Source organism: Scytonema hofmannii PCC 7110, assembly GCF_000346485.2.
Classification (GTDB): Bacteria; Cyanobacteriota; Cyanobacteriia; order Cyanobacteriales; family Nostocaceae; genus Scytonema; species Scytonema hofmannii.
This window is the reverse complement of the sequence record NZ_KQ976354.1, coordinates 9951870-9968964: the sequence shown is the minus strand read 5'-3', so window position 1 is coordinate 9968964 and position 17095 is coordinate 9951870. Positions and strand designations below refer to the sequence as shown.

The 17095-nt window shown below is 45.0% G+C and carries 3 protein-coding genes; all 3 read right to left on the bottom strand.

Annotated features, from left to right (window positions below):
* Positions 1–62: 62 nt before the first annotated feature.
* Entirely contained in the window at positions 63–1310 is a 1248-nt protein-coding gene (locus WA1_RS42015) for a macrolide family glycosyltransferase (protein WP_017748550.1), read from the bottom strand.
* A gap of 21 nt (positions 1311–1331) precedes the next feature.
* Positions 1332–2546, bottom strand: coding sequence for a macrolide family glycosyltransferase (locus WA1_RS42010; protein ID WP_017748551.1), 1215 nt, complete (start codon positions 2544–2546; stop codon positions 1332–1334).
* Between the two features lie 128 nt (positions 2547–2674).
* Positions 2675–17017: a hybrid non-ribosomal peptide synthetase/type I polyketide synthase gene (locus WA1_RS42005; protein WP_017748552.1), complete on the bottom strand. Its 14343-nt coding sequence runs from the start codon at positions 17015–17017 to the stop codon at positions 2675–2677.
* Between the last annotated feature and the right edge of the window lie 78 nt (positions 17018–17095).

The following is a 17095-nucleotide window of genomic DNA, read 5'->3' as shown; positions in this document are numbered from 1 at the left end:
AGGCAATGACTTTCGACTCTACTCTTGAGTAATGTTTTTTATTCGCTACGAGGCATCACGCGCTATTTAGGTGTGCTGGCTCGTTGTTTTAATTCTAGAATTTTGTCAACTGCCCTTTGAGTGCCGCCTGCTTTTACCAAGGATTTGCCTAATCGCTCCACATTGCAACGAATGGACGAATCCTGCATGACTTTTTCCACCAATTCACGCAATTTCTGCGGCTGAATGTTTTGCTGTTTGACCCATACTCCTGCACCCAATTCTTGTACCCTACTAGCTACTAAGTACTGATCGGTAGCTTGAGGAAATACAACTAACGGCACTCCGTCAATTAACGCCTCCATTGTGCTATTCATACCCCCATGAGTGATAAAGACACTGGAGTTCTTGAGGACTTCCAGTTGGGGAACAAAATGTCTGATAATAAAGTTAGGCGGAATCTCTCCAAGCAACTGCATATCCACAGACTTACCAACAACCATCACCACCAGATGATGGCTATGACCGAAAGCTTGTAGGCATTTCTTGAAGAAAGGAATGTTTTCATTCAATAGCGTTCCCAGCGAAATATAAATAACGGACTTTTCTTCAAGATCTGCTAGCGGAAAGTCAGAGTCAGGGGGTTGCTTGCCGCTGCACAAACCCATGAAAATGTAACTATTGTCGAACAATTCGCGCTTAAATTGGAAGGTTTCTGAGTTGAAGACAATATTTAGATCGCCCGGTACGTGGAACAGCTCGTCTATTTTCAAGCCCTCAACTGAGTATTGTTGTCTCAACTGCGCCCACAGATGTCTGTGATTGTAAATCAATTGCAGTTTTTTGGGGATTGTATAGAAGTTGGCATCTGGAAACAGAAACGATAACGCTGGAAAAAAGCGAGGTGCTAAGAACGCTGCCAACCACTCCAGCGATATCTTTGGAAAAAAATCAGGTGGTAGGGCGACATGGCTATAGGTAGACACTCTGGGAAGCTTCAGCAAATCACTAAGCAGGCGTCCCCACAAACACATTGAATCAAAAATGAGCAGCTTTGGCGGATTGCGTCGGAATTGTTTTAACAAAATTGGCAGCACTTCTAGGCTGGTTTCTATCAAATAGGATTTGACTGATGAAGAACTCCATGCATCTAGAGAGGTAGGAAGTGGTTGAAATTGTGCCCCAGCTTTCTCAATCAAATGCCGCAATTCCTCATCCTCAATGCAATAGTAATCTACTTGTTCTCCACGTCGAACTAGTTCCTGTACTATACCCAAAGTTGAATTAATATGAGACCAAGCAGGAACGTTAAAGAAAACTATATTTGACACTTTATTCTATCCTTGCCTCATTTAAAGTCTGCTAAATTGCTGTTTGAATTCTAGAATCTTGTCAACGGCTCTTTGAGTTCCTCCTGCTTCTACCAATGATTTACCTAATCGCTTAACGTTGCCACGAATGGACGAATCCTGCATGACCTTTTCCACCAATTCGCGCAATTTCATTGGCTCAATGTTTTGCTGTTTAACCCATATCCCCGCACCTAACTCCTCTAATCTATGGGCTGTCAAATATTGCTCTGAATATTGAGGAAACAAAACTAGTGGAACTTGGTGAGTTAGTGCATCCAAAGTACTCTGCATACCACCATGATAAATAAAGACGCTAGCGTACTTAATAACTTCTAGTTGCGGTACAAAATTTTTGACTATAAAGTTAGGCGGTATGTCTCCAAGCAAATTAATATCCACAGAATTACCAACAGTCATTACCACAAGATGCTGACTATTCCCAAACGCTTGCAGGCATTTTTTAAAGAAGGGAATATTCTGATTGAATATTGTCCCAAGTGAAATATAAATCACTGACTTTCCTTCAATTTTCGCCCAGCAAGATTCCGGTTCAAGCAAGCTTTTACTGTAACACGGACCAGTGAAGACGTAACTGGAGTCAAAGTTTTCTCGCTTGATCTGGAAAGTTTCAGATGTGAAGACAATATTCAGATCGCCGTGGAAGAAGAGCATATAGCGCATTAGCTTGAACAAATCGTTCTTTTTCACGCGCTCAAACTGATATTTTTGCTTCAACTGAGTCCAAAGGCTTCTGTGTTTGTCAACAATTTTTGGGTTTTCAGAAAATCTTCTGATGCAGTTTGGTGCTAAAAGTACTGGAAGCGGTGGAATAAATCGGCGTGGTACAAGGTGATGAATGTGGGTAGCAACTGTGGGAAGCTTGAGCAACTCACCAAGAAGGCATCCCCATAAGCACGCTGAATTAAAGATAAGTAGCTTTGGGCGATCGCGTTGAAAATGTTCCAATAGAATCGGTATCGCTTCCAAACTCGTTTCCATTGAGGCAGATTGAGGCGTTGCAGTTTCGTCCAACCACAAATCAGGATTGGCAGGAAGCTGATGGAATTGGGCACCTACAGACTCGATTTTATTGCGGAATTCCTCATAACAATAGTAATCTACCTGTTCTCCCCGCCGCACTAACTCCTGCACTATTCCGAGAGTGGAATTAACAGTTGAGTGGGCACGTAGGTTGAAATAAACGATGTTGGACATTGTACTGATAAAGTGAGAAGAAACCAATATGGCTGCAAGTCCTTAAGTTCACATCTTGCACCAGTATCAACAACGAGGCTCAGCCTCGATATCTCGTTCCCAGGCTGAGCCTGGGAACGAGGGTTAACTTAAGTATTTGGTTTACTGCTCCCAGCGCTCAAAGACAATAGGTATGTCCTCAGCCGTTCGGCTATCACTTGGACGTTGGGAGTGTAATTCATAGTAATGTGGTTTCCTGGGACTTCATAAACCTCTAATCCTCCTGCTGCCAAATTCACCCAAGCTAGCTCTGGGTTTTGGGGATTGGTTGCATCCCGCTCGTTGGCGCGGAAAAAGATGACGCGACCTGGGTAGGTTCGTGGTGTATAGTTCCGCATAGCTTGAACGTCTACCTTGAAGATATTAAAGAAGAAACGGAGATCGCAAAGCCCGTAATCAGGCGGCAATCTCATAGATTGTCTAGCCTCCTCCAAAAAGTGGAGCAATCGCTCGTCTGGTTCAAGCTGCCTGAGATGGTCTAAAGAAACGGAAAGGTTGGCACCGACATTGAGTATATAAGTCAAGATTTGCAGCTCATCATCTTCTATTTTTACCGGCATTTGACCGGGACCTGGAGTATCTATAAGAGCGAGCAGCGCTATTTCTTCGCCTACAGCCAGCAATTGCTGTGCCATCTCGAAAGCCACAGTGCCTCCAAAAGAAGAACCCCCAAGAAAATATGGCCCTTCAGGCTGGACAACGCGCAGTGCTTCGATATATTTAGTCGCCATCTCCTCAACTTGGGTGAGTGGTGGTGTTTTTCCATCTATGCCTTGTGCTTGTAACCCATAGACTGGATAATCTGAGCCTAGACAATTTGCCAAATCGCGATATATGTAGACGTGTCCGCCAACCGGATGTATTAAGAACATAGGTTGTTTAAAGCTGCCGGATTTAATTTCTACCAGCAATTCGGGAAGCGCAGGTTGCAAAGGTCGCGCAGAGGCGATCGCGGTCTGTTCTATGAATTCAGCAAACCTTGCAATAGTGGGCGAACCTAGCAAGCTATGGGGAGACAATTCTGCTTTAAGGGTTTCACATAATTTAGAAATCAGGTGAACTGCCAGCAAGGAATCTCCCCCCAATTCAAAGAAGTCATCGTGGATTCCCACCTGCTCAATCCCAAAGAATTTTTGCCATATTTCGGTTATGGTCCGTTCCAGCTGACTGCGAGGAGCAACATAGAGATTCGGTAAATTCGGTCTTGTTGCGTAGAGTGAGGATAAATCTTTCTTTGGAGACTTTGTATCCAACGTTTCAACATCCGTCTTGACAGCATCATCAGGGCATACCGTATGGGAATTTAATTCTTTTTGCGTCCCTGCAACTTTAGGCGGTGAAATCCAGTAACGCTGCCGTTCAAATGGATAAGTCGGCAACGGTAGACGATGACGTTGAGAGCCAGCATAGAATCCTGCCCAATCTACTTGTATTCCTGCAAGCCAGAGTCTGCCTAATGCGTTCAACAAAAAAGCCACATCAGATTGTTGGACTTGGGGATGTCTTACCGAAGAAAGTATGACCTGTTCTGCAGCTGTATCTACATGTTTTTTCGCAATCGCACTCAGCGTCTTTCCAGGACCAACTTCTAGTAAAATTAAGTCTTGTTCAAGCAACAACCTTTGCAAGCCTGAACTGAAGAGCACAGTTTGGCGTAAATGTCTAGCCCAATAATTTGGATTTGTTGCCTCCTCTGCTGTCATCCAAGTTCCGCTCACGTTGGAAATATAGGGAATTTGAGGGGGTTTTAGGTTGACTTTTTTCACCTGCTCGGTAAATGTCTCTAAAATGGGTTCCATCATATAGGAATGGAAGGCATGGGAGGTATGCAGGCGACGGCATTCCACACCTTGTGCTTGAAGTTGCTGTTGCAGTGCAACTATAGCATCTGTAGCACCTGAAACCGTGCAAAGGGATGACCCGTTAATTGCAGCTAGGGAGAGTTCATTGTTAAGGAGAGGTTGTACCTGCTGTTGGGAAAGCGGTACAGCAAGCATCGACCCTGGAGGCATTTGCTGCGTGAGTTGTCCCCGTGCAGCGACGAGGGATAATGCTTCTTCTAAGGAGAAAACGCCTGCAAGAGTTGCTGCCACATATTCGCCAATACTGTGACCGATTGCCGCCACAGGATGCACGCCCCACAACATCCATAATTTAGCTAGGGCATACTCAATGGTAAATAGTGCTGGTTGTGCAATCGCAGTCTGGTTCAATTGTTCTACCGCTTGTTCTGCCTCTTCTTCACTAGGGTACAGGATATCCCGCAAGTCAAGTCCCAAGTGGGGTTTAAGGAATTTTGCACAAAGGTCGATCTGTTCCGTAAATGCTGGTTCTTCTTGGTAGAGTTCAAGAGCCATATTCACATATTGCGATCCCTGACCGGAAAACATGAACGCGACCAGGCGATTTTTAGGTTCTTGGACGTTGGTAAAAATTCGTTTCGGATCTTGGGTAGACAGTGTATTAACAGCATCTTCTCTATCACTGCACACTAATATCCGTCGATAGTCGAAAGCCTTTCGACCAACTCCAAGCGTGTAAGCTACATCAGCCAGGTTAAGATCGGGATGATGAGTTAAATGTTCAACCAGATTTGCCGTTGCGGTATCAAGTGCAGTCTCAGTTTTGGCGGAGAGTACCAACAACTGAAACTTTCTCCTCGGCTCTCCAGATTCCTGACTTTTGTACTCAAATTCAGCAGGAGTTTCCTCCAAAACGACGTGTGCATTAGTACCCCCCATACCAAAAGAACTGACCCCAGCACGGCGTGGAGTGCCGTTTGTTTCCCACTGGGAGAGTTTGGTATTGACGTAAAAGGGACTGTTGGCGAAGTCAATATCGGGATTGGGTTGTTCAAAGTGCAAGCTAGGTGGCAGTAACTTGTGTTTAAGCGCCAGAACAGTCTTGATTAAACCTGTCACACCGGCTGCCGTATTCAAATGTCCGACATTAGTTTTCAGGGAACCGATAGCACAGAAGCCTTTGTTCTGGGTACTGGCACGAAACGCTTGTGTTAGTGCTGCGATTTCAATGGGATCTCCTAGCCCAGTTGCAGTGCCGTGAGCTTCTATATAAGTAATTGTATCAGGATCGATCCCGGCTACAGCCTGAGCTTGAGAAATTACTGCAGCTTGACCATCTATACTGGGAGCTGTATAGCCGACTTTCAATGAACCGTCGTTATTGATGGATGAGCCTTTAATCACTGCATGGATGTAGTCACCATCGGCGAGCGCATCTGCTAGGCGCTTGAGAACGACAATTCCCACACCGTTACCACCTACAGTTCCCTTTGCTTTAGCATCAAAAGCTCGGCAGTGTCCATCGGGAGATAAAATTAAGCCTTCTTGATACAAATAGCCTGTCTTTTGGGGAAGATGGATGGAAACGCCACCCGCGATCGCCATATCGCATTCCCCATTCAACAAACTTTGACACCCTAAGTGTACGGCAACTAATGAAGTAGAACAAGCCGTTTGTATGTTAAGTGCAGGTCCAGTGAGGTTGAGTTTGTAAGAAACCCGAGTTGCCAGATGATCTGGAGCATTGCCATAACTTAAGTCGTCAAAGTCGTTCAACTCTAAAATGTCGCGGTTGGGATAGAGATTTTTTAGTAAATAATCATTCCCGCCACACCCTGCGTAAACCCCAATCAACCCCTTGTAGTTTTCTGGGTCATAACCTGCTTTTTCTATGGCTGACCAAGCACATTCTAAGAATAAGCGTTGTTGCGGATCTATCAATTCAGCTTCTTTGGGACTATAACCAAAAAAATAAGCATCAAATAGCTCTATGTCTGACAATACACCGCTGGCTCTTACATGTTTAGGGTTATTCAGCCACTTTATGTTAACACCTTCGGCGACCATTTCTTGTTCCGAAAAAAATGATATAGATTCTATCCCGTTGCATAGGTTATTCCATAAGGAATCTATATCTTGAGCTTTTGGAAACTGACCCGACATAGCAATAATGGCTATATCAGACTGATGATGCTGCCTAAGTTGCCTTTGTTGCTGCATTGAAGCTTGGCGAGCGCGAAGATTCAACCCATCACCATTGCTTTGTTTTGAAGCATCTTGTATGGTTAAATAATTACTTAAGCGTTCGCTCAAAGAATGTATAGTTGGGTATTGAAACATTTCAACTATTGACAACTTGACTCCCAAAATTTCTTGCAATTTGTGGTGAACCTGAACCACGAGCAATGAGTGACCTCCCAACTCGAAGAAGTTGTCATAAATCCCCACTTTCTCTACCTGAAGCATCTCTTGCCAAACGGCAGCTACGATTTGTTCGACCTTGGTCTGCGGCATTACATAAGCTTCATCGGGTCTAGTGGTGTGATCGGGGACTGGTAGGTTGCGACGGTCTACTTTTCCATTGGGTGTTAGGGGCATTGCCTTTAATATCACAAAGGCATTTGGTACCATGTAGTCGGGCAGCTTACTTTTGAGGAAGGAACGCAACTCACTGAGTGTGGGTAGTGGTGCGTTTGGTTCCGTCTCGGTCTTAGGAACGATATAGGCGACGAGGCGCTTATCGCTTTGGATATCTTCTCGGATGATGACTGTGGTTTCTTGAACTTGGGGATGAGTGGTCAGCACAGCTTCAATTTCTCCAAGTTCGATGCGGAAGCCACGAAGCTTCACCTGATTGTCAATGCGACCAAGGTACTCAATATTACCATTTGGTAAATATCGCGCCAAATCCCCAGTCTTATATAATTTTGAATTTTGAGATTGCGTCGCTTCGCTGCCTGTGGCACGCTCCGCCAACGCAACGCTTCGCGATTTTGAATTGTTAAAGGGGTTGGGGATAAATTTTTCAGAAGTCAAATCGGGACGGTTGAGGTAGCCCCATGCCAGACCATCTCCACCGATGTACAGTTCTCCAGGGACACCGACGGGAACAGGTTGTAGATGCTCGTCGAGCAGAAAACAATGAGTGTTGGCTATGGGGCAACCGATGGGAATGGTTTTTGCCCCTTCTGGAACAGCTTGTATCAAATACCAAGTGGTGAATGTTGTATTTTCGGTAGGCCCATAAACATGAAGCAACCGTACAGGTCGACCATTCTTCAGCACTTCTTTAACCCACCGAAGTTCGACAGCTTCTCCTCCAAATAAAAGGTGTTGCACTGAAGAGAAAGCCGACGGGACTTCTCTTGCTAGCAAATTGAACAAAGCAGTCGTCAAAAACAATACGCTAATTCCTTGCTCTTTGATCGCGGCGGCAAAATCCAAGGGTGAAAGCGCTACATCCTTAGTTATAACAACGAGCTTCGCCCCGTTAAGTAAAGCTCCCCAAATCTCGAATGTAGCAGCGTCGAAAGAACTGTTCGAGACTTGAGCAATTACATCTTTTGGACCTAAGTTAATGTAGTTTGTGTTAAGTACCAAGCGGTTTACAGCCAGATGAGGAACAGCAACTCCCTTAGGTAACCCCGTTGAGCCGGAGGTGTAAACGACATAGATCGTTTTGTCAGGCGTCACGCTGGTTTTAAGATTCTCCTTGCTTTGTTGGGCAATGACTTCCCAGTCTGTGTCTAGACAGACAATTCGTGCTTGATGTTTAGGAAAAGACTCTACTAACTTCGCCTGAGTTAGCAGCACTGGCACTTGAGCGTCTTCTAGCATGAAGACCAAACGCTCGGAAGGATAAGTTGGGTCAAGAGGTACATACGCGCCACCCGCTTTGAGTATGCCAAGCAATCCCACTACCATCTCCAGGGATCGCTCTACGCAGATCCCCACTAACACTTCTGGCCCCACACCCAAGCGTTGCAGGTGATGTGCGATTCTGTTTGCCCGTTGGTTCAGTTCATTATAGGTCAGTTGTTCCCCTTCAAAGACTACCGCAATAGCATCAGGCGTAAGCGTTACCTGTTCCTCGAACAAGTGGTGGATACACTTATCCTGCGGATAATCTTGAGCAGTGTTGTTCCACTCTACTAATAGCTGGTGTCGCTCTCGCTCTGTTAGCAGTGGCAATTCTGAAATTCGTTGTTCTGGATTCGCTACAATACCTGACAGCAGGGTCTGGAAATGTTCTGCCATACGAGCGATAGTGTGATTGTCAAACAAGTCACTATTGTATTCCCATGAACATATCAATCCTGAGGCGGTATTCGACATTGATAGAGTCAAATCGAACTTCGCCGCTGTGGTTTCTACTACCAATGGACTTACAGTTAAGTCAGGCAGATCGAAAGAAGGCATGGGAGAGTTTTCCAGCGTAAACATCACCTGGAACAGGGGTGTGTGGCTTAAGGAGCGCACTGGTTGCAATCTCTCTACCAACTCTTCAAAGGGCAAGTCTTGATGAGCGTAAGCTCCTATTGCCACTTCCCGTACCCGACTTAACAACTGCTTAAAACTGGGATTGCCGCCGAGGTAGGTACGCATTACTAAGGTATTGACAAAAAAGCCAATTAGCCCTTCGATTTCCTTACGGTTACGATTAGCAATGGGCGTGCCCACTACGATGTCATCTTGCCTTGTATAGCGATAAAGCAATGTCTGAAACGCTGCTAATAGCGTCATAAACAAGGTGACTCCCGTGCGCTTGCTCAGTTGGATGAGTGCTACGCTCAACTCCTGGGAAAGAGCCAAAGAATGATACGCCCCTCGATATGTCTGAACAGTAGGTCGCGCTCTGGACGTGGGTAATTCTAATAAACCCGGAGCATCGTTTAATTGTTGCTTCCAGTAGTTAAGCTGTGTTGACAGTATATCTCCAGTCAACCAATGCCGCTGCCAAACAGAAAAATCAGCGTACTGTATGGGTAATTCTGGTAAAACTTGAGCTGAACCTGCACAGAATGCCGAGTAGAGTGTTGCTAACTCTGAGTAGAGTAAGCCCATTGACCACCCGTCAAAAATAATGTGGTGTACTGTTAGCAGCAAGACGTGTTCTGTTTCGCTTTTCTGTAGCAAAGTTGCTCGCACTAAAGGCGAGTGTTCCAGATTAAAAGGTTTCATTGCTTCAGTGGTGGCTAATCGTTGCGTCTCGACTTCAATATCGCTTGACCGCATATGACGCAAGTCCACCACTTGCAATTTTAAATTCAGAGTAGAAGCGATAACCTGAACGGGTTTACCCTCTATTGTTGTGAAGTTTGTCCGCAACACTTCGTGACGGCAGATAATTTCGTTGAGACTGGATTCTAAAGCAGCTACATTGAGTTGACCGCTAAGACGCAAGGCTAATGGTATATTGTATAATTCACTACTTTGGTGGAATTGTTCAATAAACCATAAGCGCTGCTGTGCAAAGGATAATGGGATTTCGGCTGCTCTTGAAATCGGTAATAGAGGGGAGACTTTTATAGATTGCCCCGGTGCGATCGCGATCTCAACACGCTCAGCTAGGGAGGCAACAGTGGGAGATTCAAACAAGCTACGTAATGGTAATTCCACGTACATGGTGTCGCGCACCCGAGAAATCACTTGAGTTGCTAGTAAGGAATGTCCGCCCATTTCAAAAAAGTTGTGGTGAACCCCCACAAGTTCAATTCTTAGGACATCCGCCCAAATGCTAGCTAACATCTCTTCAATAGGAGTTCTTGGGGCTACAAAAGACTGTTGCAGTTCGTGTTGAAAGTCTGGTGTTGGTAGGGCGCGGCGGTCGATTTTCCCATTGGGAGTTAGGGGTAGGGTGTGTAGGAAAACAAAGGCACTAGGCACCATATATTCTGGCAGTTTCCGTTTAAGGAAGTGGCGCAGTTCGTCTGTGGTTGGTGTCTGTTCTGGGTGAGGAACGATGTAAGTTACCAGCTGTTTGTCACCAAAGTCATCACCTCTAGCTGTGACGACTGTTTGCTGTACACTGGGGTGTTGTGCGATCGCGCCTTCAACCTCTCCCAATTCAATGCGGAAACCACGAATTTTTACCTGATCATCTAGACGACCAAGAAATTCAATGTTACCGTCGCTTAAGTAACGGGCTAAATCACCAGTCTTGTAAAGACGTTCTAAATTTGAGGATTGATTTTCTTTTCCGGCTCCATCCCTTGGAAACGGATTTGAGATAAATTTCTCTTGTGTTAACTCTGCACGATTAAGGTAGCCACGGGCTAGTCCAGCACCACTGATATAAAGTTCACCGGGGACTCCTATCGGAACTGGTTGAAGATGGGAATCTAGAATATAAATCTGGGTATTGGCTAAGGTACGACCAATAGAGGGTGAGTGTCTTGCTTTGCTGATTTCACTTTCTGTGTTAACACATAAGCTGAATGTAGAGTAGGTAGTAGCTTCAGTTGGTCCATAAAGATTGAAAACTTGTTCAATTGTCTTTTGTTGATAGAGTTGGTTTACCAGTTTTGCCGACAAAGATTCTCCAGCCAGGTTGACAATAATCACATTTTCTGGTATACTGTTATTCCGTATTAATTCCGCGATCGCGCTTGGGACTGTGTTAATTAGAGTGATATCTAGAGCAGCTTTCAGGGTGGGTAGCTGTAAGACGTTTTCGGCGAGGATGACTTTACCACCACAGGATAAGGGAACAAATAGCTCGAAGACACTAAGGTCGAAGCAGATGGAGGTGGAGGCGAGGACACCAGAGAGTTGTTCTGAATTAAAGGTGTTTTGCGCCCAATGTATAAAATTAACTGTATTTTTATGTTCTAATGCGACTCCTTTAGGTTGACCTGTAGAGCCGGAGGTATAGAGGATGTAAGCTAAGTTATTGGGTTTTAGCTTTGTGATTGGGCTGTCTGAGTTTTCTTGGCTAATGGTTTCCCAGTCTGTGTCTAAGCAAACTACTTTGGCTTGATGTGAGGGGAGTTTGTCAATCAGTTGCTTTTCGGTTAATAGAACTGGGACTGTAGCATCATTGAGTATGAAGGCAAGGCGTTCTTGGGGATAGGTTGGGTCGAGGGGAACGTAAGCACCGCCTGCTTTGAGGATGCCAAGCAATCCCACTACCATCTCCAGGGATCGCTCTACGCAGATCCCCACTAGCACTTCTGGTGCCACGCCCAAGCGTTGCAAGTAGTGTGCGATTCTGTTTGCCCGTTGGTTAAGTTCTTTATAGGTCAGTTGTTCCCCTTCAAAGACTACCGCAATAGCATCAGGCGTAAGCGTAACCTGTTCCTCAAACAACTGATGGATACACTTATCCTGCGGATAATCTTTTGTGGTGCTGTTCCACTCTACTAATAGCTGGAGTCGCTCTCGCTCTGTTAGCAGGGGTAGTTCAGAAACCCGCTGTTCTGGATTCGCGATGATCGCCTCTAGTAAAGTTTGGAAATGTCCTACCATCCGCTCGATGGTGGTAGCATCAAACAGATCAGTATTGTATTCCCATTCCCCAATTATTCCAGAGGTCGTGTTCTCTAACAATAAAATCAAATCAAACTTCGCCGTAGCGCTTTCTACCGCTAATTGACTCACCGTTAAGCCTTCAATCTGTATCTGGGGCATCGGCACATTGTGAAACGCCAACATGACCTGCACCAGTGGTGTGTAGCTTAGGTCACGCTTTATCTGCAATTCCTCTACTAACTTCGCAAACGGTAGGTCTTTATGGGCATAAGCTTCCTGCGTCACTTCCCGAACTCGAGACAGTACATCCTCAAAACTCGGATTGCCAGATATATCAGTCCGCAGAACCAACATATTGACGAAGAATCCAACCAATCCTTCAATTTCGGTGCGATCGCGGTTAGCGTGCGGCGTGCCAACGCAGATATCGGTCAGCCCTGTATAACGGTAAAGTAATGTTTGAAACGCTGCCAAAAGGGTCATGAACAGGGTGACCCCAGATCGCTGACTTAAACTCACTAATGCCTGAGTTAGCTCTAGTGAGAGTGCAATTTTATGATGCGCCCCCCGGAACGTTTGAATTGAAGGTCTCACTCGGTCGGTTGGCAGTTCCAATAAATCTGGCACGCCGGACAGTTGTTGCTTCCAATAAGCCAGTTGACACGAAAGTGCCTCTTTTGTCAACCACTGCCGCTGCCAAACAGCAAAGTCTGCGTACTGAATTGGTAATTCAGGTAACTCTGGAGACAAGTCATTGGATAAAGCTGAGTAAACAGTTGCTAACTCCTGTAAAATTATACCCCATGACCAACCATCGAAGACAATGTGGTGCATTGTGAGCAGCAACACATATTCTAGCTGTGTTAGCTTAAGCAATTTTGCTCGGATTAAAGGCGAGCTAGCGAGGTCAACGGGTTGTTGGGCTTCTGCTGTTGCTAATTGCTGGATCTGGATTTCTCTCTCACTTTCTCTTAAGTGTTGCAGGTCTACTACTGGCACACTTAAGATCAAAGTTTCAGTAATTACCTGAACTGGTTGCCCGTCAACGGTTACGAAGTTTGTACGTAAAGCTTCGTGACGCTGGATAATCTTGTTGAGGCTTTTCTCCAACGCCACGATGTTCAGGGAACCATGAAATCGTAAAGCTTGTGGTTCGTTGTAAAAGGGGTTAGTTGGCTCTAACTGGCTCAAGAACCACATTCGTTCCTGGGCAAAAGACAGAGACAATTCCCTTGTTCGTGAAACTCTTAGAAGGCGTAAGCCAGTATTATTGTGCTTAACGGTAGAGACTTCTGGTTTGTTTTGACTTAGGTGTTGGGCTAAAGTATGAATTGTAAGGTGTTGAAACAGCGCTACAATTGATACTTCTGAACCCACAATTTCGACTAGTTTGTTACGAACCTGGAGCAGGAGCAAAGAATGTCCGCCTAATTCAAAAAAGTTATCATGAATTCCTACCACGTCCAATTGCAGGACTTCCCGCCAAACCTTAGCAATGAGTTGTTCAGCATCCGATTGGGGCATGACCAAAGCTGCTGACAATTCAGGTCTAGACATATCTGGGGCAGGCAGCACACGACGGTCTACTTTTCCATTAGGTGTCAGAGGCATTTTATCGAGTACAACAAAAGCTGCTGGTACCATATAGTCAGGTAGACGTTCTTTCAAATAACTTCGTAATACTGATCTGAGCTTGCCAGCCACCTGTTCCTGAAGGGGATTATTAGCATAAGCTGTCCAAGGTTTTACCGGATCGTTGGACACCGTGTTCGACAAAGCAGATGAAAATGTATTGCTTTGTTGCAAGACTACATCGTAGCAACCTAAAGCCCCTGCCCCAGACCAGTTTATGTAAATCGTATAAGGTAACTCATCACTCAACGCCCACCAATCTTCTGGTTCCACTCCATTCCCGGAAAACGGCTGCAAGGTTTCTCGCAATTCACCTACTGTAGCAGATCCTTCATCACAAGAAAGCAAATCTAGGAGCTTAATTTCTGCATTCAGACGGGCGTTGGGTACGTGTTTGATCCCTAAAATTTCTGGTTCGGTTTCTGTAAGGATCTGGCGGACAATTGGCATACTAAGTCCATCTTTCTGCCAGTCTAACCAGCGTGCTTCTCCTGTGGAGTAAACCTCTTTTTCTATGTGAAGAATAACATCGTAGCGGAATTTAGTTACTTCATTATGACATTGACCGCGCTTGATCTGAATTTGGACGTGGCTGATTTTCGGTAAATGTTGCTGAAGTGCTGTAAAGAAGGTAGGGTCAATTAGCAATTCTTTATCTTGTGCAATTTCCCTTTGGACACGTTGGCGCAACTGTTCTACAGACAAAGATGCTGGAGAGCGTTCAAGCTGAACAGAGGCATGAAAAGCTTTTATTAGAGGAAAACTGCGTATGTCCCCCAAAAAGATAAACCCACCAGGAGTTAATGTATTGACAGCACCTTCTATAACTTTTAATAAGTAGTTAATGTCAGGGAACAACTGAATAACTGAATTCACAATGACCGCATCGAAGGCTTTTGGTTCTATTCCCTCGAAGTTGTCGGCTGTCTTCTGTGCAAGAGTTACTTGTGGTATTTCTTGCTCCAATCTTGATATCTGCTCCTGGATGTAATTAAGAGCAGTTTGAGAAATGTCAGTTCCATAATATTGGGTACAGTGGGGAGCAATTCTGAATAATAGTAAACCAGTACCACAACCAATTTCCAGCACACGCCTCGGTTGGCTTTTAAGAATCCGCTCAACAGTTCGATCCACCCACTCGCGCATTTGGGCTTCGGGAATCGGTAGATTTGTGTAGCTACTGTTCCAGCCTACAATATTAAAGGTTGGGTCTTGAGACTGAGTTGTCTGGCTATAGGTTTGGTCATAAACCTTTTGCCATTGGGAAACTAGTTCTTGGTCGGATTCTAGCGCTGTCTGGTGCTGATCAACAAAATCTTCAGATTGGGAATTGAGAACCATATAAGCAACAAGTCGCTTTTGATCGGGCTCATCCGACCGTACCAGTACGACGTTTTGCTGTATGGCGGGATGTTGACCCAGTACTGACTCTATTTCCCCCAATTCAACACGAAAGCCGCGAATCTTAACTTGATGATCGATACGACCAACATACTCAATATTCCCATCTGGCAGATATCGAGCTAAATCTCCAGTTTTATAAAGGCGTGCTTCTGGATCGTTGCTAAAAGGATTAGCAATAAATTTTTCAGATGTTAAATCCGGTCGATTGAGATAGCCTCTCGCTAAACATACACCACCAATGTGGAGCTCACCTTCAACACCAACAGGAACGGGGTGTAAATTGGAGTCGAGCAGATAGATTTGGGTGTTGGGGATCGGGCGACCAATAGGTACGACTTGTTGGTTGCTGCTACGCTGACATTTCCAAAAAGTTACCTCCACAGAGGCTTCTGTTGGTCCGTAGAGGTTGTCCAATTCACAGTTTTTCAAACGAGCAAAGAAACGCTCTTGTAGTTTAAAAGGTAGCGCTTCACCGCAGCAGATGACCAGTCGAAGAGAACAGCAAGTCTCAATTCCCTGTTGTTCTATGAGAACTGCTAGCATTGAAGGAACAAAATGCATTATGGTAATTTTCTGCTCGTTAATTAACTCGACCAGGCAAGCACTGTCCTTATGACCTCCTGGACGGGCAAAAACTAAGCACCCGCCAGCCACCAACGGCGAAAAAAATTCCCCTACCGATAGATCGAAGCTATAGGGAGCTTTCTGTAGAACCCGATCGCTTGTGGTAATTTGGTAATTATCTTGCATCCAAAGCAAGTAATTGCAGATCCCACGGTGAGGTATCATAACCCCTTTTGGCTTTCCGGTTGAGCCTGATGTGTAGATTAGATAGGCGAGATTATCAGCTTTTACTGCACCAGTCAGATTTTCTGCACTTTCTCGGGCAATGGTTAACCAGTTTGTGTCCAGGCACACTACATTTCCTCTATACTCAGGAAGCCTTTCTTTAAGTGACTGCTGAGTCAATAATACTGATACCTGAGTATCTTCTAGCATGAAAGCCAAGCGTTCTTGAGGATATTCCGGATCTAATGGCACGTAGGCTCCACCAGCTTTGAGAATACCTAGCATCGCCACTATCATTTCGAGCGATCGCTCCATGCAAATACCAACAAGTACCTCTGAACCTACTCCCAAACCTTGAAGATAGTGTGCCAATTGATTAGCTTTTCGATTCAGCTGTTGGTAGGATAGCTGCTGTTCTTCATAAACTACAGCTTGCGCTTGGGGAGTTTGTTCCACCTGAGCCTCAAACAATTCGTGGATACACTTATCTTGTGGAAAGTCTGTTTTAGTATCGTTCCACTCCACTAATAACTGGTGTCGCTCTGGCTCTGTAAGCAGTGGCAAAGTGGAAATACACTGGTCTGGATTGGCGATGAGGTTTTCCAGTAGGGTCTGCAAATGCCCTAGCATTCGCCTAATCGAGGCTGACTCAAACAACTCAGCGTTGTATTCACAGCTGATGATTAAGTTCCCTTCTTTTTGAGAAGCCAAAACAACTAAGTCGCACAAAGCGCTATGTTCCTGTTCCTCCAGATTCTCTTCGTAAATCGGCGTTTGTGAAAGACAAAATGGTACATCGCATAGCACCAACATCACTTGAAAAATCGGTGCTCTTGTTAAATTCTGCTCCCCATTAACTACCGCAACCAACTTCTCAAACGGGTAATCACGATTCTGTGCAGCTTCCTCAACTTTGTTACCAACCCGCTTGCAAAGTTCTCTAGCAGTTAGCTCTTCGGTTAAATTTGTCCTTAGCACTACTGGATTGATGAATCTTTCAGGGTTTGCTCCCTCTTTTTCCTGAAGACTATCAGCAGACAGTGACCCCACAATGATATCTTTCTGTCCCGTGTAACGAAGCAAAAGAACTTTAAATGCAGCAAGGAGCGTAGTAAAAAGAGTGACGTTCTCACTTAGACAAAATTTATTGAGTTCTAAGCAGAGCTTTTTATCAAGCTCAACAACTTCCTTAGCTCTCGTGAATGACTGAAGCGGTGAGCGTGGATAATCTAATGGAATTTCTAACATAGGCAGATCACCGCCAAGCTGCTGTTGCCAGTATGTTTGTTGTTGAGCTAGGGTGATTTTGCTATCTTGCGGTTTATAAATATTCATCTTTATGGTTAACAGTCACCTATTTCTGTTGGTTTATAGCCAAAGTTTTATTTTCAAGTCAGTCAACCACGAGAAAAT